Source organism: Mycolicibacter kumamotonensis (genome assembly GCF_002086285.1).
GTDB lineage: Bacteria > Actinomycetota > Actinomycetes > Mycobacteriales > Mycobacteriaceae > Mycobacterium > Mycobacterium kumamotonense.
The window spans coordinates 17,113-40,320 of the sequence record NZ_MVHU01000024.1 but is presented as its reverse complement, the minus strand read 5'-3'; the positions used below and the strand labels follow the sequence as shown (position 1 = coordinate 40,320).

The following is a 23,208-nucleotide window of genomic DNA, read 5'->3' as shown; positions in this document are numbered from 1 at the left end:
CCGTCACTGCGCCTGACTCACCGACGACATGTGGAAATCCGGAATCCGTAGCGAGGGCATCACCGCGCGGGTCGCCCAGTCGCCCCATTCCCGCGGCAGCGTCGGCTCGGCGATCCCGGCCTGGGTGGCCCGGCGCAGCAGGTCGAGCGGGCTCTCGTTGAACCGGAAGTTGTTCACCGCCGCGGTCACCGCGCCGTCCTCAACCAGGTAGACGCCGTCACGGGTCAGCCCGGTCAGCAGCAGCGTGGTCGGGTCGACCTCGCGGATGTACCACAGTGTGGTCAGCAGCAGCCCGCGCTCGGTCGAGGCGATCATCTCGTCCATGCTGGCCGAACCGCCCGTCATCAACAGGTTGTCGGCGGGCAGGGTGGCCTGGACACCGAACTCCGCGGCGGCAGCTCGCGGGTAGGCCAGCGCATTGATCACCCCGCCGCGGATCCAGTCCACGCAGCCGATATCCAGACCGTTGTCGAACACCGACACCGTCTCCGAGGACGTGCCGGTCGCCACGAACGGCGCGCACTCGAGACCGAACGCGTGCGGGTCGGAGTACAGGGTCAACGGCAGATCGGTGAGCCGCTCCCCCACCCGGGTGCCGCCACCGGGCGCCGACAGCGCGGTGCGGCCCTCCTGGGCGCCACGGCCGCTCATCGTCCAGCCCAGGTAGATCATCATGTCGGCCACCGTGGACGGCGGCATCAACGTCTCATAGCGCCCGGCCGGCAGCTCGACGGTGCGGGCCGCCCACCCCAGCCTCGTCGACAGCTGCTCCAACAGTGAATCAACCGGCACATCAACGAAGTACGGTGTGCTGACTCCGGCCCAGGCACTGGCTCCGTTGCGTTTGGCGTTGATCTCCACCGTCCCGGTGGGCTGGGTGAAGCGCCGACGCAGGCCGGTGGAGGACGCCAAAAACGTCGTCGCCACCTCATGGCGAGCGAAGCCGTAGAGCTGGTCGGCCCCGCGAAAGCCGCGGCTCAGTGATGCGGCCAGGTCGGCGAAGACCTCCGCGCCGGTACCCGGCACATCGGCGTCCCAATCGTCGGGCACCCCGTTGCCGTCCACCAGATCGGCGGCGTCGCGGGCTTCGGGTGCACCGGCGGCCGCCTCCGCCGAGGCCGCCACCAGCTCGGGGATCAGTGCGGGGTCCACTTCGGCCGAGCACAGCGATCCGACCCGGGGGCCCTCGTCGTCGCGGACGATCGAGACCACGGTGGTGGTCCGGCTGCTCGACACCCCGTTGGTGGTCATCGAGTTGCCCGCCCAGCGCAGCGACGCCTCGGTCTTATCGGTGACCAGCACGATGGTCTCGGTGTCGGTGCTCCCGATCGAGGCGAGCGCGGTATCGATGACCTTCTGCGCGGGAATCATTCCCGGCCTCCCTCGGCGCGCGTGTTGAGCACGTTGATGCCCCGGAACAACGCCGACGGACAGCCGTGGCTGACCGCGGCCACCTGACCGGGCTGGGCCTTCCCGCAGTTGAACGCCCCGCCCAGCCGCCACGTCGAGGCGCCGCCGACGGCCTCCATCGCGTTCCAGAAGTCGGTGGTGGTCGCCTGATAGGCGACGTCGCGCAGTTGACCGTCGAGCCGGCCGTCACGAATGCGGAAGAACCGCTGCCCGGTGAACTGAAAGTTGTAGCGCTGCATATCGATCGACCACGATCGATCCCCGACGATGTAGATACCGTCGTCCACCCGGGCGATCAGGTCTGCGGTGGACAGGTCGTCGGGTCCCGGCTGCAACGACACGTTGGCCATCCGCTGGATCGGAACGTGGTGCGGCGAATCGGCATACGAGCACCCGTTGGAGCGGGCCCTGCCTAACCGCGGCGCGAACACCCGGTCCAGCTGGTAGCCGACGAACATGCCGTCGCGCACCAGATCCCAGCTCTGGGCGGCCACACCCTCGTCGTCGTAGCCGATGCTGGCCAGCCCGTAAGGCACCGTCCGGTCGGCGGTCACGGTCATCACCGGGGAGCCGTAACGCAACGTGCCGAGCTTGTCCGGGGTGGCGAACGAGGTGCCGGCATAAGCCGCCTCGTAGCCGATAGCCCGGTCGTATTCGGTTGCGTGCCCGATGGATTCGTGGATGGTCAGCCACAGGTTGGTCGGGTCGATCACCAGGTCGGTCGGCCCGGGCCGAACGCCGGGGGCCTTCATCTTCTCGGCCAGCAGCACCGGCAGCTGCGCCAGCTCGTCGCTCCAATTCCACACCTCGTCGCCGGCCACCGCCTCCCATCCTCGCGCGGTCGGCGGCGCCAGGGTACGCATGGAGTCGAAGCCCTCCGGCCCGACGGTCACCGCCTCACAGACCGGCATCAGCCGCACCCGCTGCTGGGTGATCGACGACCCGAACGTGTCGGCGTAGAAGCTCTGTTCCTTGACCGCGGTCAACGCCGCCGTCACGTGGTGCACCCCGTCGGCCGCGAGCAACCGGCCCGAGTAGTCCTCCAGCACGTCGATCTTGTCGCCGGTGGGCACCTCGAACGGGTCGATTCGATAGTCCGACACCCAGGTGGCGTCGCGGTAGACCGGCTCGGCGGCCAACTCGACGCGTTCGGTGTTGAGGGCGGCCAACGTCTTGGCGACCTGCACGGCCCGCCGGGCGGTGTCAGCGGCCACGCCCGGCGCCAGCTCGGCGTGCGATGCGAAGCCCCAGGTGCCGTCGACGATCACCCGGACCGCGAAGCCGAGCTCCCGGTTGATGACGGAGGTCTCCAAGTCGCCGTCGCGCAGCCGGACGATCTCGGTGGCGATCCGGTGAACGCGCAGGTCGGCGTGCTGCGCGCCGGCCGCCCGGGCCGCTGTCAGGGCGGCGTCGGCCAACTCGTGGCGGGGCAGGGCCAGAAACTCGGCATCGATCCCCCGGTTCGGTGTCACCGGTCCACGGTAACGAGCCGCTTTAATACGTGCATGGCAGACTCGCCGCTCAGGCCGCGGCGCCGCTCCGCGGCGCTGGGTTATGCGCTGCTCGCCCCCAGCCTGTTCGGCGTGGTGGCGTTCTTGTTGCTGCCCATGCTGGTGGTGGTGTGGCTGAGCCTGCACCGTTGGGATCTGCTGGGGCCGATCAGCTTTGCCGGCACCGACAACTGGCGCTCGGTACTGACCGATCCGGCGTTCGGCAATTCGCTTGCGGTGACGGTCCTTTTCGTGGCGATCGTCGTTCCCGTCCAGACCGCGCTGGGGTTGGGAGTGGCGGTGCTGCTGGCCCGCGAGCTGCCCGGCAGCGCCGCGTTTCGCACCATCTACGTGCTGCCGTGGATCTGCGCGCCGCTGGCCATCGCGGTGCTGTGGCGCTGGATCTTGAGCCCCACCGGCGGCGCGATGAGCACCCTGGCGGGCCGGCGTATCGACTGGCTGACCGATCCCGGGCTGGCCCTGCCGGTGACCTCGGCGGTCGTGGTGTGGACCAACGTGGGCTACGTCGCGCTGTTCTTTCTGGCCGGCATCCTGGCCATCCCCACCCAGGTGCTCTCGGCGGCGCGCATCGACGGGGCGAACGGCTGGCAGCGGTTCTGGCGGGTCACGTTGCCGATGCTGCGGCCCACCATGTTCTTCGTCCTGGTCACCGGGGTGGTCAGCGCCGCGCAGGTGTTCGACACCGTCTACGCGCTCACCGGGGGCGGCCCCGCCGGCCGCACCGATCTGATCGCGCACCGCATCTACGACGAGGCGTTCGGGGCGGCGGCGATCGGCCGGGCCGCGGTGATGGCGCTGGTGCTGTTCGCCGTGCTGGTCGGTGTCACCGTGATACAGCAGCTGTCACTCGGGCGCCGGGTCAGCTATGACCTCACCTGATGCAGCGCCGGTGCCGTGGCGGCGTTTCGGGCCGCGATCAAGTGCGCTGTGCCGGCGCCCCCACGCCAGGTAGAAGATCAACGCGAGCGCTACCCAGGCGGTCAACGCAATCCAGGTGTACAGGTGCAGGCTGTAGAGAATCCATCCGCATGCCGCCACCGACAGAATCGGTGTGATCGGATAGCCGGGCACCTTGAATTTGCGAGGCAGATCCGGTTCCCGGACCCGCAGCACAATCACCGCCACCGAAACCACGATGAACGCGGCCAGGGCGCCGATGGAGACTATTTCGGCCAGATGGTGCAGCGGCACCAGGCCGGCGAGGATCGCCACCACGATCGCGACGATCACCGTATTGGCCACCGGTGTCCTGGTGCGCGGATTGACCTTGGCGAACGTCGTCGGCAGCAGCCCGTCACGCCCCATCGCGTAAAGGATGCGGGTCTGGCTGTACATCGTCACCAACGTGACAGAGAAGATCGATATCACCGCGCCCGCGGCCAAAATGGTGCTGCCCAGGCGGTTTCCGGTGATGTTGTCCACGATCACGGCCAGCCCCGCGCTCTGCCCCTCGAAGTCGCGCCAAGGCTGGCTGCCCACCGCGGCCACCGCGACGAGCACATAAACACCGGTCACGATCAGAAGCGCCGCGATGGTTGCCCGCGGAATCGTGTGTTGCGGATCCTTGGCCTCCTCACCGGCGGTCGATACCGCGTCAAGCCCGACGTAGGAGAAGAAGATCGTGCCCGCCGCCCAGCTGACTCCCGACACCCCGAACGGCATGAACTCGGTGAAGTGGTGCGCGGTGAACGCCGTTGCGGCGATCACCGCGAACATCAGCAGCACACCGAGCTTGATCACCACCATGACGGCATTCACCTTGGCCGATTCACTGGAGCCGCCGACCAACATCGCCGCGCACATTGCCACCAAGATGATGGCGGGCAGGTTGACCACACCGCCCGCCGACTCCCACGGTGCCGATGAAACCGACTGCGGCACCGAGAATCCGAACACATTGGCGGATAACTTGCTCAGGTACTGACTCCACCCGACCGACACCGCGGCGGTGGACACCCCGTATTCGAGCAGCAGGCACGCCCCGACCACAACGGCCATGACCTCACCGAGGGTGGCGTAGGAGTAGGAGTATGCCGACCCCGCCATCGGCATCGCCGACGCCAACTCGGCGTAGCAGATCGCGGTCAGACCCGCTGCCACCCCGGCCATGACGAACGAGAAGACCACCGCTGGACCGGCTTGCGGTACCGCCTTCGGGAAGACGAAGAAGATGCCTGCCCCGACCGTCGCACCGACACCGAGCATGGTGAGCTGAAAGACGCCGAGACTGCGTCGCAGGTCGTTCGAGTCCTCACCGGCGACCGGGGCGCCGCTCACCGGCCGGCGTCGCAGCATCTGCCGTGGCAGGCTGAACGCCGGAGTTGGCATGATGCTCCTCGCGGGACGGTCCGAGTCCATCATTGAACGCGGCCCGACCGGCGCAGCGGCTTACAACACGCCGTACCGGGCTAAGAACAGGTCACGTCAATTTCGAAGGGCTTGTTCACCGGCTGCATCGGGTTGGCCGTATCGATCCCGGTCGCGGTACCGGTGATCTTGTATTGGTTGCCGTCCTTGGTCGCCTCAGCGTTGCCCTGACCGGTACCCGCCGTGTATGCCAGCGTCACACCGTTGACATTGCCCAGCCCGACCGACTTCACCTCCGGCGGGTCGGCCTCGGTGAGCACGGCGGCGATGCCGGTGGCGGCTCCGCCGATCGCGATGTTGACATCGCCGGCCATCGTCGTACACACGGTCGTGCCGCTGACGTTCTGGTCTTGGCCGTCGATGATCACTTTTGTGTTTGCGGCAGCGCCCTCAACGCTCACCGACGCACTGGTCTCACTCGAGGAGCTTGCGGCACTCGAAGAGCTCGACGAGGACGCCGGGGCGCTCTCCGTCTTTTTCTCGCTGGAGCACCCAGACAGGCCTACGACCGCGATTGCTGCCGCCGCTGCGGCAACCGTTACTGAACGCTTCACCCGGTACTCCTTCGTTGTCGGTGCTCACGCGCCTGATTTCGCGCTGTTTGGTGAGCGCGAGCGGGGGCCTGCGGGCTACGCTTTATCCCGCATCCTGATCCGATGACGGTGTACTGATGCCCGTGGCTGGCCGCCCGCCACGCTCACTTGGCGAGTGTGCTGGGCGCACCAACCTCGGCGCATCAGGTAATTACCTGATATTTGCTCCGGGATGCGCGGTCCCGGACCCGAGGCGGAGGGTAGCCACAGTGGGCCGTCTGCTCGAGCGCGAACCGGCACTGGCCGCCCTTCATCGCTGCCATCGGGCCACCACCCGGGGCCGGGGGCAGGTGGTGTTGCTGCGCGGGGAGGCCGGCGTGGGCAAAACCGCGGTGATCGCCCGTTTCCTCAGCGGGCTCGATCCGGGCACCCGGGTGCTGCGCGGCTGGTGCGACGGGTCGGCCACCCCCCGGCCGTTGGGTCCGTTCATCGACATGCTCGCCGATCTCCCCGCCGATCAGGCGGCCTCGATACGGGCCGGTATCGACGCCGGGGACACCGAGGCCGTCTACGCCGGACTGGTCGGCGTCGTCCGCGATGGCAACCCCGCGGTGTGGGTGATCGAGGACCTGCACTGGGCCGACGGGCCCGCCTTGGATCTGCTGCGTTATGTGGCCCGGCGGATCGACACGCTGCCGATTCTGCTGCTGGCGTCCTACCGCGACGACCAGATCGGCCCCACCCACCCGCTGGCCGTGCTGCTGGGTGATGTGGCGACCTGCGCGAGCCTGACCCGCCTGGCGCTGGCTCGGCTCAGCGCCGCCGCGGTCGCCGCGCTGGCCGCCGGCAGCGGCATCAACGCCTCGGCGTTGCATCGGCTCACCGGCGGGAACGCGTTTTTCGTCACCGAGATGTTGGCCGCCGGGCCTGAAGCGCTGAACGACGGCCGGCTGCCGTGCAGTGTGTCCGAGGCGGTCCGGGGCCGGCTCGCGAGGCTGTCGGCGGCCGGGCGCGAAACCGCGCAGGTCGCCGCGATCTGCGGACCGCGGGCCCACCCCGCCCTGCTCGAAGCGGTATCGCCGGGCGCGGCGGCCACCCTGGGTGAATGCCTCGACGCCGGGGTGCTGTTCGCCGCCGCCGACACGGTGGGCTTCCCCCACGAACTGGCCCGCCGCGCCACCCTCGCGCAGATCCCCGATTATCAGCGCCGAGTGCTACACAAGCGGGCACTGACCGTGCTGTCCGAACCCCCGATCGACCCGGACACATTGGAGGCGCTGGCATTTCACGCCGAACAGGCCGGCGACACCGACGCCGTCATCGGCTATGGCCCCGCGGCAGCCGAACACGCCGCGGCAGGTGGCGCCAATCGTCAAGCCGCCGAGCTGTATGCGCTGGCGCTGCGCCACGCCGACACCGTCCCCGACGAGCACAAGGTGACATGGCTCGAACGGCACGCGTTCGGCAGCTACCTGATCGGCGAGGCCGACGCCGCGGTGTCGTCGTGGCGAGAGGCGCTCGCGTTGCGCCACGCGTTGCACGACCCCCATCGCCAGGCCGAAAATCTGCGCCGGCTGTCGCAGCTTCTGCTGCCGCTGGGACGCCCCGCCGAAGCCATTCAGGCGGCGCACGCGTCCGTGCAGCTGCTCGAAGACCTCGGCCCGTCTCCGCAGTTGGCCCGGTCGCTGATCACCCTGGCGCACTTCGCCGCACTCGGCGTGGACCCCGCCTGCGCCCGCTATGCCGCGCGCGCGGAAGCCCTCGGTTCCCGCTTCGGTGACCCGACCGTGCTGGTCTGCGCCCGCGGATACGCGGCGCTCACCGCCGTGTTCTGCAGCGACACCGGCTGGGACGACGCCGAAAAGGTGTGGGCCGAAGCGGCCGCAACCCCTGGGCTCGAAGAGCATTGCGGAATGCTGGGCGCCCTGCTGGGCATGTTCGCGGTCGCCCGCGGCGAATTCGACCGCGCCGAGCATCACCTCAGCCACGCCGCGGCCCACCTCGACCATCACGACCTCGGCATGTTCCACACCATGGTGGTGGGGCTGCAGGCGTTGACCGGCCTGGCTCGCGGCGACTGGGCGTCTGCCGTGCTGGGGGCCGAGCACGTCTTGACCCAGCGCGGCCTGACCCCCGAGCACCGGATCGCGCCGTTGATCACCGTCGCCTTGATCCGGGCCCGCCGCGGCGAAGAACCGGTTTGCCCATTACTCGATGAGGCACTCGAGTGTGCGACGGGCAGCATGCTGGGTCTGTCCGTGTGCGCCGCGCGTGCCGAGGCCGCCTGGCTGGCCGGCGACGACGAAGCGGCCCGCTGCATCGCGGCCGAAGCCACCGCGGTGTCCGGCGCAGCCTACGAGTGGCTCGGGGGTTCCGTGCGGCGCTGGGCGCAACCGAGCGGGGGCCGCCGGGGCAGCGACGTCGTCGCTGCGACCCCCTATGACCATGAGATCAACGGGGATTGGTGCACGGCAGCGCGGGAGTGGGCGCTGCGTGGCTGCCCCTACGATGCCGCGATCGCCCAACTCGGCGGCGACGTCGATGCCGTCGAGGCGGCGCTGGGAACGTTCCGCCGGCTCGGCGCCCGCACCGCGGCCCGCCGCGCCCAGCAGCGCCTCGCCCACTTGCGCGGTCGTGATCCCGACCGTCGCCGCAAAGACACCAGCGCCGACCCCCACGGCCTCACCAAGCGTCAACGGGACGTCCTGGAACTCCTCGCCGCCGGACACAGCGACGCCGAAATCGCCACCGCGCTGTACATCAGCGCCAAAACCGCCAACACCCACGTATGCGCCATCATGGCTAAACTTGGCGTCCACAACCGCACCCAGGCCGCCGCCTATGCCTACCAACAGCCCCGGTGAGCTACCCCAATCCATGTCGATAAGCGATGTCTGCAGTCCGCACAAGCGCTTTGGTGCGTCGGTGATCTACGCGCTGCTCACCCTCGGCGCGCTGATCACCTTGGCGCCCTTCGGGCTGGGGTTGTTGACGTCGATCACCCCGGCACGCCAATTCGCCACCGGAACCCCGCTGTCCTGGCCGCACCCGCCGACCCTGGATAACTTCAGTGATCTGGCCGGCGCGGGCTTCGGCCGGGCGGCCGCGGTCACCACGCTGATGACGGCGGTGATCGTGCTCGGGCAGCTGAGCTGTTCGGTGCTGGCAGCGTATGCATTCGCCCGGCTGGACTTCCCGGGACGTGACGCGCTGTTCTGGGTATATGTGGCCACCCTGATGGTGCCGGCCACCGTGACGGTGGTGCCGCTGTATCTGATGATGGCGCAACTGGGCCTGCGGAACACGTTCTGGGCGTTGGTGTTGCCGTTCGTGTTCGGCTCCCCGTATGCGATCTTTCTGCTACGCCAGTACTTTCGTGCCGTCCCCGACGACCTGGTGAACGCCGCGCGTCTCGACGGCGCGAACACCTTGGACGTGATCGTGCACGTGATGATGCCGGCCAGCAGGCCGATCCTGGTCACCCTCGGGCTGATCACCGTGGTCTCGCAGTGGAACAACTTCATGTGGCCCTTGGTGATCACCAGCGGCGACAAGTGGCGGGTGCTGACCGTGGCGACCGCGGCCCTGCAGTCCCGCTACAACGCGCAGTGGACGCTGGTGATGGCGGCGACAACCGTCGCGATGATCCCCCTGGTCGTGCTGTTCGTGGTATTCCAGCGCCGAATCGTGCAGTCGATCGTCGTTACGGGCATCAAGTGAGCCGGCCGCGGTTCTCCACCCTGTTCGCCGCGGGGGTGCTGGCGTTGGCCGCGCTGCTCGGTGTGGCGGCGGTGCTGCTCGACGACGCCTCGACCCGGTCGGCCGGAGCCAAGACGGTGGTGACGGTGCGACTCTGGGACGAACAGGTCGCCGTCGCCTACCGGCAGTCGTTCGCCGCGTTCAACCGCGCCCACCCCGATATCGAGGTGCGCGCCAACATCGTCTCCTACGCCAGCTATTTCGACACGCTGCGCACCGATGTGGCCGGGGGCGGCGCCGACGACATCTTCTGGCTCTCGAACGCCTACCTGGCCGGGTATGCCGACAATGGGCGGCTGATGGCGATCGACGCCGACGATGCGGATTGGGAACCGTCCGTGGTCGCCCAGTTCACCCGGGGCGGGACGTTGTGGGGGGTGCCGCAGCTCACCGACGCCGGCATCGCGCTGTACTACAACGCCGACCTGCTGGCCGCCGCCGGGATCGATCCCGCACGGTTGGCGCAGCTGCGCTGGGATCCGCGCGGCGTCGGCGACTCCCTGCGGCCGCTTCTGGCCGAGCTCACTCGCGACGCCGCCGGACGCAGCGCGGGCACACCGGATTTCGACGAGCGCCGCATCAAGCAGTGGGGCTACAACGCCGCCAACGACCCACAGGGCATCTACCTGAACTACATCGGCTCGGCCGGCGGGGTGTTCCAGCGCGGCGACGAGTTCGCCTTCGACAACCCGGCGGCCGTGGCCGCATTCGAGTACCTGGTGCGGCTGATCAACACCGACCACGTGGCGCCGCCGGCCTCGGAGACCAACACCAACGGCGACTTCTCCCGCAACCAGTTCTTGGCCGGCAAGATGGCGCTGTTCCAGTCCGGCACCTACAACCTGGCTGCCGTCGCCGAACAGGCCGCGTTCTCCTGGGGGGTGGCGATGCTGCCCCGCGGGCCGGAAGGCAGGCGCGTCAGCGTCACCAACGGTATCGCCGCCGCCGGCAACGCCGCCTCACCGCACCCCGAAGCGGTGCGAAAGGTGTTGGCCTGGCTCGGCAGTCGCGAAGGCAACCAATACGTCGGCCGTCACGGGGCGGCGATCCCCGCCGTGCTCAGCGCACAGCGGGTCTACTTCGACTACTGGGCGCACCGCGGGGTCGACGTCACCCCGTTCTTCGCGGTGCTCGCCGGCCCGCGCATCCCCGCTCCCGGCGGGTTCGAGGGGTTTCCGGCCGGCAACCAGGCGGTCAAACCCTATTTCGACGAGATGTTCCTGGGCCGCGCCGATGTCGCCGCCACCCTGCGTAAGGCTCAAGACGCCGCCAACGCGGCAGCCCGCCGGTAGCGCACGCCGCCGTTTCTCTAGGTGGCGCGATGCCGCAGTTCCGCGGCGATGCGCTGCAGAAACGCGTCGACCTGTTCTTCGTTGTAGCCACGCTTTCCCAGGGGCGGCTTGGAGAAGACCCAGGTGTCGACGTCCTCGGGACGCAGTCCGTCCTCGACGGTTCCCGGCGGCGACCGGGGTTCCTCGAGTTCGACTTCCACCAGGTCCAAAAAGGCGTCGACCTCCAGGTCGTCGTAGCCGCGCCTTCCGGTGCGGGGCTTGCCGAACCGCACGTTGCGGACGTCTTCCGAGGTGAGCCTGCCGTAGGCGTCCGGGTACGGCGACGGCCGAAGTGAACCCACCTTGTCGGTCGGAGCGTCTTCGATCGGCGGCGCCTCATAGGGGCTGGCATCGACGGAGGGACGCTTCCGTTTTCCGAACAGCGGCATGGCGCTAACTTACTACCGCCCCAGATTGCAGCCATGCTGGAAAATGTCGGCGCGAAAAACCTGCGTGAGTGCAATCTCGCGGAGACGGCGGCCAAGGCGGCCGGCGCTGGAAGCTAGGCGGTGGTGGAGAGCACCGTCAGCTCGAGGGCGAGGGCCGCGCCGCAGACCACCGCGACCAGGGTCAGGGCCAGGGCGTCGGCGAACTTCGGGCGCGCCGGTGACGCCGAAATCTGGCCCACACCACCGCGAGCGGTGATCGCGTCACCCATCTCATCGGCGCGGCGCAGCGTGACGGTGATGGCCGCGGTGAGCAGGTCGATCGCCTCGCGCGCCCAGCGACGGCGCCGCTCCCGGCGGGTACACGGCCGCGTCCTGGGCCGCAGCCTGCGGGCGGCGTAGAGCACCCGGAACTCGTCGATCAGCATCGGGAAGGCGCGCAACGCCAAGGCCAGCGCAACCGCCCACTCGTCCACCGGGATTCGCAGCAGGCGCAGCGGACGGCCCAAGGTGGCTACCGCGGGCGCGATCTCAGCGACGTTGGTGGTCCACGACACCATCGCGCCCAGCCCGAGGAGCACGATCGACAGGGCGGTGATCCGCAGGAAGTTCAGCAGTCCGCCCAGGCCGGCCGGTTCGCCGCCGGCCATTGCGGCGGTGGCACCGCCGACCACCAGCAGCACCCACAGCCAGCGCGGCACCGACGGCAGCGCGCCCCGCGGAATCTTGGCGACGCCGGCCGCGGTGAACACCAGCACCGCCACCGCACCGATCGGCACCCAACCCGGGTAGAAGGTCAGCAGCACCGAGATGCCGAAGACGACGATCAGCTTGGTGCCGGCCCACAATCGGTGCACGGCGGAGTCGCCGGGCACCGGGCGCAGCAGCACCACCGGCCGCGGCGTTCGACGCGTCTCGTTGGTCATGCCGCACCCGCTTGTGCCGGCACCAATACGCCGTTGCGCAGGTGCAGTGTCCTGGGGCACAACTCCCCCAGCCCGGCGAAGTCGTGCGAGATGACCACCACCGTCAGGCCGGTCTCGCGCCGCAGGTCCTCCAGGAGCCGCAGCAGCCCGTGCCGGCTGGCGGCGTCCAGACCGGCGAGCGGCTCGTCGAGGATCAGCGCCCGCGGTGAACGGGCCAGCAAGCCGGCCAGCACCAGCCGGCGCATCTGACCGCCGCTGAGTTGATCGATGCGCCGACCTGCCAGCGCCGCATCCAGACCGACGGCCGCCAGTGCGGCTTCCACCCGGTGGTGATCGTGCGGCGAGAAACCGGCCGCCGAGGCCACCTCCAGGCCGACGTGGCTGCGCATCAACTGCAGCCGCGCCGCCTGGAACGACAAGGCGACCGCCCCGACCTGCTCATCGGCGGGCCGGCCCCCGAGCAGGCAGCTGCCGGCGGTCGGTGTCGTCAGGCCGGCCATGATCCAGGCCAGCGTGGATTTGCCGGAGCCGTTGCCGCCGTGGATCAGCAGGCCGTCGCCCTCGTCGACGGTGAAGCTGATGTCGCGCAGCGCGGTCTTGGCCCACGGGGTGCCACTGGCGTATTCGTGCCCGACGGCGATCAGCTCCAGCACCGGCGGGCCGGCGGGTCCCCCGGGGGCGGCGCCACCGGACCGCGCGGCGGGCACCGCGGCGGTCTCCACCATGGCGGTGTTGTCGCGCGAGCCGCTCAAGTCGATGGTCCGGTCGGCGCTGCCGACCTCATCGTTGTAGTGGGTGATGTGCACCAGGGACGTGCTGTGTCGCTCAGAAAGCCTCGAGAGCACCCCCAGCAGAACTTCGCGCCCCTGCGGGTCGACCATGCTGGTGACCTCGTCGGCGATCAGCAGTGCCGGTTCGCGGGCCAGCGCCGCGGCCACCGCCAGCCGCTGCAGCTCGCCGCCGGACAGGCCGCCGGTGTCCCGCTCGGCGAAACCGGACAGGCCGACCTCGCCCAAGAGGCGGTCGATGTCGGTGGTGGTGCCCGGCGGCAGGCCCCACACCACGTCGTCGGCGACCCGGGTGCCCAATACCTGGCTCTCCGGGTGCTGCATCACCACCGCGGTGCCGCCGGGGGCGCCCAGGCCCACCGCGCCGGGGCGCTCGACGGTGCCCGCGGTGGGGGCACGCCCGGCCAGCAGCAGCATCAAGGTGGTCTTACCCGACCCGTTGGCGCCGGTGACCGCGACGTGTTCGCCCGGTTGCACTTCCAGACTCACCGGCCCCAGGGCGTCGTGTCGGGTCTGCGGATAACGGAACCGCACCTGGTTCAGCCGCACCGGGACGGGTGCGACCGGGCCGCTCTCGGCGGGTAGCTCCAGCTTGTGCACGTCGGGCACCCCGCGCAGCCGGTCGAGCACCCGCGACAACGCCCACCAGCCCAGCAGCGAGACGATCATGATGCCGACCGTCGTCTGGGCCAGCAGCAGCCACTGCCAAAAGCGCAGCAACACGGAAAGAAACCCGGTCAGATCCGCGGCGGCCCGTTGGAACTCCGGCAGCGGCACCTTGGCCAGGGCGGCCGCGACGCCGTGCACATTGGCGGTGATCGCATCGAAGATCAGGTGACGCAGCCGCGACAGCACGGCCAGCGACGCCACCACCCCGGCGCCGAAGATCCCGCCGGCCACTGCGGAGGCGACGATCACGGTCGGCAGACCCCGGCGGTGGCGTTTGATGACGCCGGTCAGCCCCCCGATGTAGGCGCAGTTCACCACCGTCATGAAGCCGCCCATACCGGCGATCAGGAAGGCGATGGTCGCCGCGGCCACCGTGGCGGCGATCAGCACCCGGATCCAGTAGCGGAAGGCCAGCAGGCCCATCGGCACCGTGCCCAACAGCGCCAACCCGCCGGCGAAGGGCACCACCACGGCGATGATCGCCGTGGCGGCGCACAGCGCCGCCATCACCGCGGCCTGCGCGATCTCGACGGGTTGCATAGACCGAGCCCGGACTCGGGTGGGGCCCTGGCCGGTCTTCGTCACCCGTCGATTCTGCCAGCCGGACCGGACGGCACCCGAACGCTCCGCCGACCGAGTTGATCCACTTCGGTCCACCGTTGTGCAATACTCGCGCGATGGCAGCCCCCGTCCACGTCAGCCTGGGAGCAGATCTCCTCAGCGTCGTCGCCCGGCTCAACCGGCTGGCCACCCAGCGGGTCTCCCTGCCGATCCCCGGTGCGCAGGCCAGACTGCTGTCGACCATCGAGGATCTGGACGAGGCCCGCATCTCGGAGTTGGCCGCGGTCGACCACTGCTCGCAGCCGACGATGACCACCCAGGTGCGCCGGCTCGAGGACGCCGGCCTGACCACTCGCACGCCCGACCCGCAGGACGCCCGCGCGGTGCTGATCCGGATCACCGAGAAGGGGGTGCTCACGCTGGACCAGGTTCGCCGGGACAGGGCCGCGGCGATCGATCCGGAGCTGGACCGTCTCTCCGCCGAAGACCGACAGACGCTCACCGAGGCGGTCGAGGTGCTGCGCCGCTTCCTGGCCGACACCGCTCTGGCAGGACCGGTCCACTAGCGCCGTTCACGCGCTGAGCGGCGGTTCGGCGCCACCGGACCAGCGGGAATTCGGCGGAGAAGTTTCCGGCCCGATCGGTTTTTCGAATATGCTCATGACGGCATCGGCCCGAAGCGAGCCCAGGCCTCCCGCGGCACGGCACGGGGCCGGCGGTCTTCGGGGGAAGGACATCGTGGCGGATAGATTGGCGCTGGTCACCTCGATCGCCGCCCAGCTGATGGCCACCACACCGTCCTCGGCGCCGGCGGTCAGCGAGCGGGTGCTGCAGACGCTGGTGGAGCAGCTCAACGTCGACGCCGGATTCCTGCGCCACAACGACCATGAGATCAGGGCCTCCAAGCTGGTAGCCGAGTGGCCGCCCCGCACCGATCCGCCGGAACCCGATCCGCTGGCGGTGGTGTCGTTCACCACCGCCGATCCGGTCTTCACCACCTGCGCGCACGGCAAGCAGGTCGCCATCATCCGGCCGGAGCCGGCCGAGTCCGGCTATGTGCGCCAGATGGGCAGGGATCACGCCATCGAGTCGCTGTCGGTGGCCACCGCTCCGCTGATCTCCGGGCCGGTGACCACCGGGATGCTCGGCCTGGTCAAATTCCGGCGGCCCAAGTGGCGCCCCGAGGAGCTCAACACCATCGAAGCGATCGCGTCGCTGTTCGCACAGTTGCAGGCCCGGGTCGTCGCCGAGGAACGGCTGCGCTATCTGGCCGACCACGACGACCTGACCGGCCTGCACAACCGGCGCGCACTGGTCGCCCACCTCTCCGATCGGCTCGTCGCGGGCAGCCCCGGCCCGGTCGGAGTCTTCTACATCGACCTGGACCGGCTCAAGCCGATCAACGACTTTCTCGGGCACTCCGCCGGCGACTGGTTCATCCAGGACTTCGCCCGCCGGCTGCGGGCGTACGCCGGGAGCCGGACCATGACGGCCCGCATCGGTGGCGACGAGTTCGTCGTCATCCCGGACTGGCCGATGTCGATGGCCAGCGCGGAGACCTTCGCCGACCGACTGCAGGCCGCGCTGCGCGACAAGGTGGAGATTCAGGGCCACACCGTCACCAGCACGGTCAGCGTGGGTGTGACGGTGGGGTTGCCCGGCGAGGACACCAGCGCGGGACTGCTGCACCGGGCCGACGAGGCGGTGCTGGCCGCCAAACGCGGCGGCGGCAACCAGACCGTCAGCTCCACCGACGACATGTCCCTGAAAAGCTTGTTCCGCAAGGACATCGAGCTGCACTTGCAGGGCAAGATCGACGACGAGTCACTGCTGCTGTACTACCAACCCGAGGTCGACCTGTGGAGCGGGGCGATCGTGGCGGTCGAGGCGCTCGTGCGTTGGCGGCATCCGACCCGGGGGCTGTTGCTGCCCGGCTCGTTCATCAGTATCGCCGAATCGGCGAACCTGGCCGACGATCTGGGCCGGTGGGTGATGCGCAGTGCGTGCGCGGAATTCAGCTCGTGGCAGGCCAACGGCGTCCGGACCAACGCCACCTTGCGCATCAACGTGTCCCCGGTGCAGTTGGCCGCTCGTGGATTCGTTCAGAACGTGGTGGACACCGTCGACGAGTTCGGCCTGCGGCCGGGCTCGCTGTGCCTGGAGATCACCGAGCGCGCGGTGGTGCAGAACATCGAGACCACCCGGCGCACCCTGGCCGAACTGCGCGAAGCCGGCGTGCAGATCGCGATCGACGACTTCGGCACCGGTTATGCGGTGCTGTCGCACCTGAAGGACCTGCCCGTCGACACCTTGAAGATCGATACCGTGTTCGTGCGTGAATTGGGCGTCAACCCAGGCGATCTCGCCATCGTACGAGCGATCATCGCCCTCGCCGAGGCATTCGGCCTGCAGGTCGTCGCCGAGGGAGTGGAAACCTCAGCGGCCGCGCTCACCTTGATGCGGCACGGCTGTCACCGGGCGCAGGGATTCCTGTTCTCGCGCCCGGTACCGGGTCCCGCCGCCGAATCAATGCTGGCGTCGCGCTGGATGGCGATGCCTTTCCTGGCCGACAGCCAGGCGCTGGTGATCTGACAAGAACATCGCCCGGTACAAACCGGCACACAACCGCACCCCCGTTTGCCTGCCGGCGAGCTCAGCAGTCGGTGCGGTGCACCAACGCGGCTCGGCGTGCGGCGGCATTCGGCGGCGCGGACCCCTCGAGGTGCCCCGGGCGAAGCTTTGGGAGGAACTCACCGGCGCCGGCCACGACGCACGCTGCAGCGCGCCCCCGCCGTGCAAACCAGTCCCTCGCATAAACGGAGATAATACATACCTTTCGGATGACGTCCAATCCTTACAAGACTGTTCGTTAGCAAGAGGTGATGTCAGGGGTTGCCGTTCGTGACCGCCGACTCTCCGGCACCGGGGAAGGACACCCGCGTGGCGGGCCCGGCCCGTCATAATCAGAGTCATGGAGCGACGGCGCAACGCGCACACCCCCCAGACCCCGATGGAGACACTGCGGCAGTTGCCGGCCCTGGTCGCCCTCGAACGGATCCCGGTGCCGGTGCTCGCGATCGCCGACGACGGCACCATCTTATTCGCCAACACCGGCTTCGCCGGCATGCTGGGCTACACCCAGGAAGAGGTGCTGGCGCTGGAGTTCCGGCAGATCTTCGGCGACGTCCCGCCCGCCGAGGAGTCCGCTTTGTCGGTGATGCACTCGTTGGCCAATCTCGTTGTCTCCCTGGAACATCGGGACGGATCAACGGTGCGGGCGTTGATGAGCAAGTCGGCACTGGAACGCGCCGACGACCGGGTTGCGCTGGCGACGTTCCAGGACCTCACCGAACAGCTGTGGCTAGACGAGCGGTAACGCCTCAGCGCTCGACGGCTGGGTCCGCCCCGCCGCCGTCCGCGCCGGGACTGGCCTGATAACGCAGGGCCTCGCGGGCCAGGAATTGCCCGAAATACGACAGCGAATCCGCCGCTACGATCGCCGGCAGCAGCATCTCCCACATCCGGGTCAGCCGCCCCACACTGTCGCCTGAGCGCGACAGCAGCCAGGTGCCGAGCATGGCTCCGGTGATCGACTCGGCGGCCTGCCCGGGGTCGAGGTCCTCGCGCAGATCGCCCTCGGCGATCGCACGTGCGGTCTGGGCGGTCACCGCGGCCGCCCACTGCGCGGCGACATCACCACCGAGATCGTTGGATTCCGACAGAGCGAAGACCAAGTGGCCCGCGGCGCGTGCCTCCTTGTCGGTCGCCAATACCGCGGTGACGGCGAACATGCCGTGGATCATGCCTTCCAGCGCGGGCGAGGACGGCTGGCACATGCCCCGGAAGGTGTCCAGCATCGTGGCGAATCCGCCCTCGATGATGGCCGTCACCAGCGATTCCATCGAATCGAAGTGGTGATACAGCGCACCCTTGGTCACCCCGGCCCGCTCGATGATCGCGGTTCGCCCCGCGGCGACGTAGCCGACCTCGCCGAACACATCGATGGCGGCGTCGAGCAGTTTGCGCCGGGTCGCCTCGGATCGAAGCTGACGTGCCATCAGCCCACCCGGTCTCCGGCCGCAGTGGAGGTCGCCGACGTGGTCTTGACGGCCAGCGCGGTGCGTCGCCGGAGGAACTGCAGGAAATAGTCGATCCGGTCGGCGGGCACGAGGCCGGGGAGCACGACGATCAGGGCCCGCTCGATCTGGCGCAGGAACTGTTCGGGTTCGTCGAGGTTGCTGGCTTGGCGCAAACCCAGGTACAGCGTCATCATCACCCGGGCGACGTCCTGCGGGTCCGCGTCGACGACATCGCCTTCGGCGATCGCCCGTTCGGCGACCACGCTGAGCGCCTGGACCGCGTTGTTGAGCACCGTGGTCTGCAGGCCCTCGGCTCGGCCGACCACCGGCAACAGATGCAGCACCGCCCGCGCGGGGTCCTGGCAGATGTCTTCCACCGCCATCAGGAAACCGACGTCGATCAGGGTCTCCAGGCCGGAGAGATTCCGGTCGACCAGCGCCTGGACCGCCGCCCCGGCCCTGGCCAATTGTTCGTCGATAACCGCCAAAGCCAGCGCATGCTTGGAGCGGAAATGGAAATACATTGCGCCCTTGGTCAATTCCGCTTCGGCGAGGATGTCGTCAAGGCCGACGTCGTGATAAGGCCGCTGAGCGAACTGATGCGCAGCGGCGCGAATGATCTGCTGGCGCGTGGCATCGGCGCGCCGGTCGGTGGATTCAGCCAACGCGCGATCTCAGCCTCGTCACTGAACCGCAGTCGTACCGCATTGCGCTAACGCTAGCAGGGCATTGTTGAAGCCGACTCTTTTCGTTACCCGGATTCGTCACTAACAAGCGGAACCGGCTGACATCGGGGGGCTTCGGTCTCCGCAGGTCCGCCCGGGCGGGTCAGGGCCCGGGCATCGCGAACGCCAGGAACTGGGTCACCTGGCTCGGTGCGAAGTTGTCGTCGCTGACCAGCACCACCGTTTGCCGGCCGTCGGGCAGTCGCGGCCCCAGGGTGATCCCCTCGATGTTGTCCAGCGGGTCCAGACCCGGCGTGGCGGTCAGGTCGGCGAGCAGTGTTTTGGTCATCGGGGTCACGGCGTGCCCGGTCAGTGCGGGCACACCGAGCACATCGGTGGCGTCACCGATCTCGGCCCGAAACAGCCGCACGGTCGGGCGGGTGCCATACGCCCGCTCGATCACCAAAAACGCGGTGTCCGACAGCGCCACCAGGTCGGTGAGGCCGTTGGTGTCGGCGGGCGGGGTCGCCGGCTCCAGCGGATAGGCGTACTGGGCGGCCGGGGCGCCGGGGTTCCCGCCGGCGTCCAGGCGATAGACGGTGACGCGGGTCAGCGCGCCGTGCGCCTGGTCGGGCAGGGCGCCGTCGTCGTAGCCGGGCCCCTCCATCGCTGCGAACAGCGACCGGCCGTCGGCGGTCACGGTGAGGCCCTCGAGGGCCTTGTTGCGGCGGGGCCCGGTGCGCTGTGCCGACATCGCCAGCTGCGGGGGCAAGGCGAACTCACCGAGGTAGCTGCCGTCGAGGCCGGCGATCCTGACCCAGGGATCGGCCAGCACCCGACCGTGCGGGCCGCCGGTGATCCGCTCGCCCTCCGACGACCAGTACAGCCGCTGTCGGCCGCTGTCGAACGCGATACCTTCCGGGTCGGGCGGCGCACCGTCGACGGATCGCGGCGTGAACGGCCGCCCGCCGGGGTCCAGCAGCGGGTGAACGGCGCTGATCGTCGCATCGTCGACGCCGCGATCGGACACCGAAAGCCGAACGGTGTAGAACCGGGCCGGCCCGTGCGCCGACCGGTCATCGCTGATCACGTAGTAACAGTCGCGGCCGGCGTCGTAACTGATGCCTGACAGACCGCCCACCGTCGTGCCCTCGACCGTGGTATTCGGCGGCAGTCGGATCTGACCGAGATAGGCCAGTCCCGGCGCCGCCACCGGGACCGAGCACGGGGCGCAGCCGGCGGCCAATACCGAGCACAGCCAGAGCAGCCGGGCCAGGGTGGAGCGCACACCGTTATTTAAACCCGGTTTAGCGGCTCCCTCGCCCGGATACCGTGCAGGAGTGAGCACCTCCGAAGCTTTGTGCGCCACCTTGGACGGCCGCTGGCGCGCGGTGAAAAACCGGGTCCGGGCCACCCTCTCCGACGAGAAGTTCCGTCCGCACTACACCCCCAACACCGCGATCGCCCGCGCCAAGGTCGCCGAGCAGCTCCGGATCATGGCCGGCACCGGCGTGGCCGCCGACAGTTTCCGCAAAGAGCACGGCGGCACCGGTGATGTGGGCGCGGCGGTCAGCATGATCGAAATGCTGGCGATGTCGGACCTGTCCCTGATGGTCAAGGCCGGGGTGCAGTGGGGCTTGTTCGGCGGGGCCGTGGAGAACCTGGGCACCGAGCGCCACCACCGCGCCTACGTCCAGAAGATCATCGACCTCGAGGTGCTCGGCTGCTTCGCGATGACCGAGACCGGCCACGGCAGTGACGTGCAGGCACTGGAGACCACCGCCACCTACGACCCGGCCACCGAAGAATTCGTCATCGATTCCGCCACCGGTACCGCGCGCAAGGACTACATCGGCGGCGCCGCCGAAACCGCCACCGTCGCCGCGGTCTTCGCTACGCTGATCACCGGCGGCAAAAACCATGGCGTGCACTGCTTCCTGGTCCCGATCCGCGACGCGGACGGCAATGACCTGCCCGGCGTCACCACCTCGGACTGCCACTACAAGGGCGGTCTGCCCGGGGTGGACAACGGCCGCATCGTCTTCGACCACGTCCGGGTTCCGCGGGAGAACCTGTTGAACAGATACGCCGACGTCGAACCCGACGGCAGCTACCGGTCGTCGATCGAGAGCGACGGCCGCCGGTTTTTCACCATGATCGGCACCCTGATCCGCGGCCGGGTCTCGGTGGGCGGCAGCGCGGGCGCGGCCGCACGGGTCGCCCTGGACATCGCCACCCGATATGCGTTGCAGCGCAGGCAATTCAGTGCACCCGGCGAGGACGGGACCGAACACGAGGTGCTGATCATGGACTACCTGGCCCATCAGCGCCGGCTGTTACCGCTGATCGCCCGGTCCTATGCGCTGCAGTTCGCCCAGAACGAGTTGGTGGGCCGCTGCCATGACCTGCAGACCGCCAACGACCCCGACCCCGAGGAGCAGCGTGAGCTCGAGGCGCGGGCGGCCGGGCTCAAGGCCGCCAACACCTGGCACGCCTCCCGGGCGATCCAGGAGGCGCGGGAAGCCTGTGGAGGCGCCGGCTACATGGCCGAGAACCGGCTGATCGCGTTGCGCGCCGACACCGACGTGTTCACCACGTTCGAAGGCGACAACCACGTGCTGACCCAACTGGTGGCCAAGCAGCTGCTGACCGCCTACGCCGACGATATCGCCGGCATGAGCCCGGTCGGCTGGGTGCGGTTCGCCGCCGAGACCGTCGGTGAGCGGGTGCTGAAACGCACCGCGGCCGAGGCGATCATCCAAACGTTCGTCGACGCCCGGCAGGACAGCGAGGAGGAGGGCAGCCTGTTCAACCGGGGCACTCAGGTGCACATGTTCGAGGACCGCGAGGAATATCTGCTGACGTCGGTGGCGCGCCGGCTGCGGGCCAAGTCCTCGGAGATGAGCGACTTCGACGCGTTCAACGCGGTCCAGGACCATGTGCTGCACGCGGCCGCCGCCCACATCGACCGGGTGGTGCTGGAGGCGTTCGTCGCCGGCATCGAATCCTGTCCCGACGCCGAGGCTCGGGAGCTGCTGGAGCTGGTGTGCGACCTGTACGCACTGAGCGTCATCGAGGACGACAAGGCGTGGTACATCGAGCACCGGTATCTGTCCACCGATCGGGCCAAGGCCGTCACCCGCGGCATCAATGACCGGTGCCGGAAGTTACGGCCGCACGCCCAGACGCTGGTCGACGGATTCGGCATCCCCGAACAGCTGCGCTACGCCGAGATGCTGCACCCGGAACACTTGGACTAGCCGCCGGTGCCTCCGGCGGGCCGTCGTCTATAGGCTGTCGGCATCGACGCTCGAACGAAGGAGTTTCACTCATGGCGTGGTTCCTCGCGCTGAACGCCACACCGACCAAGGGCGGCCAGTCGCCGACCTATGAGCTGCAGGAATCCGCCGACATCGAGCGGATCACCCAGGAGATGGCCAGCTTCGCCGCCACCGATCAGGCCGTGGCCGTTCCCGCCGTCTTCAACAACGGCCGCCAGCGGGTCACCCTGTATGTGCGTCCGGCCGCCTGGGGCGCATGGGCGATCTACGAACTGACCGAGGAAGAGCGCCGCGAACTGATGGCCGCCAACCCGCTGGTCAACGCGATCGCTCAGGCCCGTGCCGCCAAACAGCAGCAGGGAGGCCAGCAGCAGCCGATGTTTGCGCCGACGCAGCCTCAGCAGTCGGGGCCGTCAGTGATTCCGAGGCTGGACTGATCGCTGGCACTGAGCGCTGGAACGACGCCGGTAAACGACGTGGCTCCCCCGGGTGGACTCGAACCACCAACCCTCCGGTTAACAGCCGAATGCTCTGCCAATTGAGCTACAGGGGACTGCTGTCCGCGTGGACGTGCACGACTCTAGCGCATCCCCACGGCACCTCCGTTCCACGGGGGTCGCACCGAATCGTCCCGCCGCCGGATGGGGCAGGATGGAAGCACCGCACGATGTAGGGAGCAGCATTGATCGGGTACGTCGTCGTGATGGGCGTCGGCTATGTGATGGGCACGAAGGCCGGCCGCCGGCGCTACGAGCAGATCCTCGGCACCTACCACGCGCTGACCAGCAGCCCGATCGCCAAAGCGGTGATCGACAAGGGACGGCGCAGCATCGCCAACCGGATTCATCCCGACCACACGATGGTGACGCTGACCGAACTCGAGGACGGCACCACGGTGGTGGGGCCACAAGACCCGGAGCGCCCCGGGCAGCCCTGATAGGC

The 23,208-nt window shown here is 68.9% G+C and carries 20 protein-coding genes and 1 tRNA gene; 10 read left to right on the top strand and 11 right to left on the bottom strand.

The window, feature by feature from the left end:
* Nucleotides 1-3: 3 nt before the first annotated feature.
* Together BST28_RS15695 and BST28_RS15690 are read right to left on the bottom strand one after the other, a co-directional pair.
* Nucleotides 4-1,371 (bottom strand): metallopeptidase TldD-related protein, encoded by a 1,368-nt coding sequence (locus tag BST28_RS15695; RefSeq protein ID WP_065288933.1) that lies wholly within the window; start codon nt 1,369-1,371, stop codon nt 4-6.
* A complete protein-coding gene (locus BST28_RS15690; protein ID WP_019736948.1) occupies nt 1,368-2,882 on the bottom strand; it encodes a TldD/PmbA family protein in 1,515 nt (504 codons plus the stop codon). Before BST28_RS15690 ends, BST28_RS15695 begins: the two co-directional genes overlap by 4 nt.
* A gap of 33 nt (nt 2,883-2,915) precedes the next feature.
* On the opposite strand from BST28_RS15690, the gene BST28_RS15685 reads away from it, so the two are divergent.
* Nucleotides 2,916-3,800, top strand: coding sequence for a carbohydrate ABC transporter permease (locus BST28_RS15685; protein WP_065288932.1), 885 nt, complete (start codon nt 2,916-2,918; stop codon nt 3,798-3,800).
* Here the strand turns inward: BST28_RS15685 and BST28_RS15680 are convergent.
* Nucleotides 3,765-5,249: an APC family permease gene (locus tag BST28_RS15680; RefSeq protein WP_080575674.1), complete on the bottom strand. Its 1,485-nt coding sequence runs from the start codon at nt 5,247-5,249 to the stop codon at nt 3,765-3,767. The genes BST28_RS15685 and BST28_RS15680 overlap by 36 nt on opposite strands.
* An 80-nt stretch (nt 5,250-5,329) precedes the next feature.
* A complete protein-coding gene (locus tag BST28_RS15675; RefSeq protein ID WP_019736951.1) occupies nt 5,330-5,842 on the bottom strand; it encodes a lipoprotein LpqH in 513 nt (170 codons plus the stop codon).
* A gap of 248 nt (nt 5,843-6,090) precedes the next feature.
* Between BST28_RS15675 and BST28_RS15670 the strand changes: the two genes are divergently transcribed.
* From BST28_RS15670 to BST28_RS15660, 3 genes are read left to right on the top strand one after another with little or no spacing between them, the layout of a single operon-like run.
* Nucleotides 6,091-8,685, top strand: coding sequence for a helix-turn-helix transcriptional regulator (locus BST28_RS15670; protein WP_083081792.1), 2,595 nt, complete (start codon nt 6,091-6,093; stop codon nt 8,683-8,685).
* A gap of 13 nt (nt 8,686-8,698) precedes the next feature.
* Nucleotides 8,699-9,541 (top strand): carbohydrate ABC transporter permease, encoded by an 843-nt coding sequence (locus BST28_RS15665; protein ID WP_083081790.1) that lies wholly within the window; start codon nt 8,699-8,701, stop codon nt 9,539-9,541.
* Nucleotides 9,538-10,872, top strand: coding sequence for an ABC transporter substrate-binding protein (locus tag BST28_RS15660; RefSeq protein WP_083081787.1), 1,335 nt, complete (start codon nt 9,538-9,540; stop codon nt 10,870-10,872). Before BST28_RS15665 ends, BST28_RS15660 begins: the two co-directional genes overlap by 4 nt.
* A gap of 17 nt (nt 10,873-10,889) precedes the next feature.
* Here BST28_RS15660 and BST28_RS25120 read toward each other — a convergent pair whose 3' ends face one another.
* From BST28_RS25120 to BST28_RS15645, 3 genes are all read right to left on the bottom strand, one after another.
* Nucleotides 10,890-11,300 (bottom strand): DivIVA domain-containing protein, encoded by a 411-nt coding sequence (locus BST28_RS25120; RefSeq protein WP_083081785.1) that lies wholly within the window; start codon nt 11,298-11,300, stop codon nt 10,890-10,892.
* 113 nt (nt 11,301-11,413) lie between these two features.
* A complete protein-coding gene (locus BST28_RS15650) occupies nt 11,414-12,223 on the bottom strand; it encodes a CbiQ family ECF transporter T component (RefSeq protein ID WP_083081782.1) in 810 nt (269 codons plus the stop codon).
* Nucleotides 12,220-14,220: an ATP-binding cassette domain-containing protein gene (locus tag BST28_RS15645; protein WP_083081780.1), complete on the bottom strand. Its 2,001-nt coding sequence runs from the start codon at nt 14,218-14,220 to the stop codon at nt 12,220-12,222. Before BST28_RS15645 ends, BST28_RS15650 begins: the two co-directional genes overlap by 4 nt.
* 137 nt (nt 14,221-14,357) lie before the next feature.
* On the opposite strand from BST28_RS15645, the gene BST28_RS15640 reads away from it, so the two are divergent.
* The 3 genes from BST28_RS15640 (at nt 14,358) to BST28_RS15630 (ending at nt 17,617) form a co-directional block, all read left to right on the top strand.
* Complete coding sequence (locus tag BST28_RS15640; RefSeq protein WP_019738867.1) at nt 14,358-14,807, top strand: MarR family winged helix-turn-helix transcriptional regulator; 450 nt, start codon at nt 14,358-14,360, stop codon at nt 14,805-14,807.
* A gap of 217 nt (nt 14,808-15,024) precedes the next feature.
* Nucleotides 15,025-16,833 (top strand): bifunctional diguanylate cyclase/phosphodiesterase, encoded by a 1,809-nt coding sequence (locus BST28_RS15635; RefSeq protein WP_065288945.1) that lies wholly within the window; start codon nt 15,025-15,027, stop codon nt 16,831-16,833.
* A gap of 418 nt (nt 16,834-17,251) precedes the next feature.
* The gene (locus BST28_RS15630) at nt 17,252-17,617 is read left to right on the top strand and encodes a PAS domain-containing protein (protein ID WP_019737033.1); all 366 of its coding nucleotides are present in this window, start codon (nt 17,252-17,254) and stop codon (nt 17,615-17,617) included.
* Nucleotides 17,618-17,621: 4 nt separating this feature from the next.
* On the opposite strand, the gene BST28_RS15625 is transcribed toward BST28_RS15630, so the two are convergent.
* The 3 genes from BST28_RS15625 to BST28_RS15615 form a co-directional block, all read right to left on the bottom strand.
* Complete coding sequence (locus BST28_RS15625; protein WP_019737032.1) at nt 17,622-18,299, bottom strand: TetR family transcriptional regulator; 678 nt, start codon at nt 18,297-18,299, stop codon at nt 17,622-17,624.
* Complete coding sequence (locus BST28_RS15620) at nt 18,299-18,985, bottom strand: TetR family transcriptional regulator (protein ID WP_019737031.1); 687 nt, start codon at nt 18,983-18,985, stop codon at nt 18,299-18,301. Before BST28_RS15620 ends, BST28_RS15625 begins: the two co-directional genes overlap by 1 nt.
* A 163-nt stretch (nt 18,986-19,148) precedes the next feature.
* The gene (locus BST28_RS15615) at nt 19,149-20,273 is read right to left on the bottom strand and encodes an esterase-like activity of phytase family protein (protein WP_019737030.1); all 1,125 of its coding nucleotides are present in this window, start codon (nt 20,271-20,273) and stop codon (nt 19,149-19,151) included.
* A 52-nt stretch (nt 20,274-20,325) separates the two neighbouring features.
* Here BST28_RS15615 and BST28_RS15610 point away from each other — a divergent pair, with 52 nt between their 5' ends.
* Complete coding sequence (locus tag BST28_RS15610; RefSeq protein ID WP_083081778.1) at nt 20,326-22,245, top strand: acyl-CoA dehydrogenase family protein; 1,920 nt, start codon at nt 20,326-20,328, stop codon at nt 22,243-22,245.
* A 71-nt stretch (nt 22,246-22,316) separates the two neighbouring features.
* Nucleotides 22,317-22,703, top strand: coding sequence for a hypothetical protein (locus BST28_RS15605; protein WP_019734690.1), 387 nt, complete (start codon nt 22,317-22,319; stop codon nt 22,701-22,703).
* A 40-nt stretch (nt 22,704-22,743) separates the two neighbouring features.
* On the opposite strand, the gene BST28_RS15600 is transcribed toward BST28_RS15605, so the two are convergent.
* Nucleotides 22,744-22,819: transfer RNA gene (locus BST28_RS15600), tRNA-Asn, on the bottom strand.
* A gap of 129 nt (nt 22,820-22,948) precedes the next feature.
* On the opposite strand from BST28_RS15600, the gene BST28_RS15595 reads away from it, so the two are divergent.
* Nucleotides 22,949-23,203, top strand: coding sequence for a hypothetical protein (locus tag BST28_RS15595; protein WP_019734691.1), 255 nt, complete (start codon nt 22,949-22,951; stop codon nt 23,201-23,203).
* The last annotated feature ends 5 nt before the right edge of the window (nt 23,204-23,208 follow it).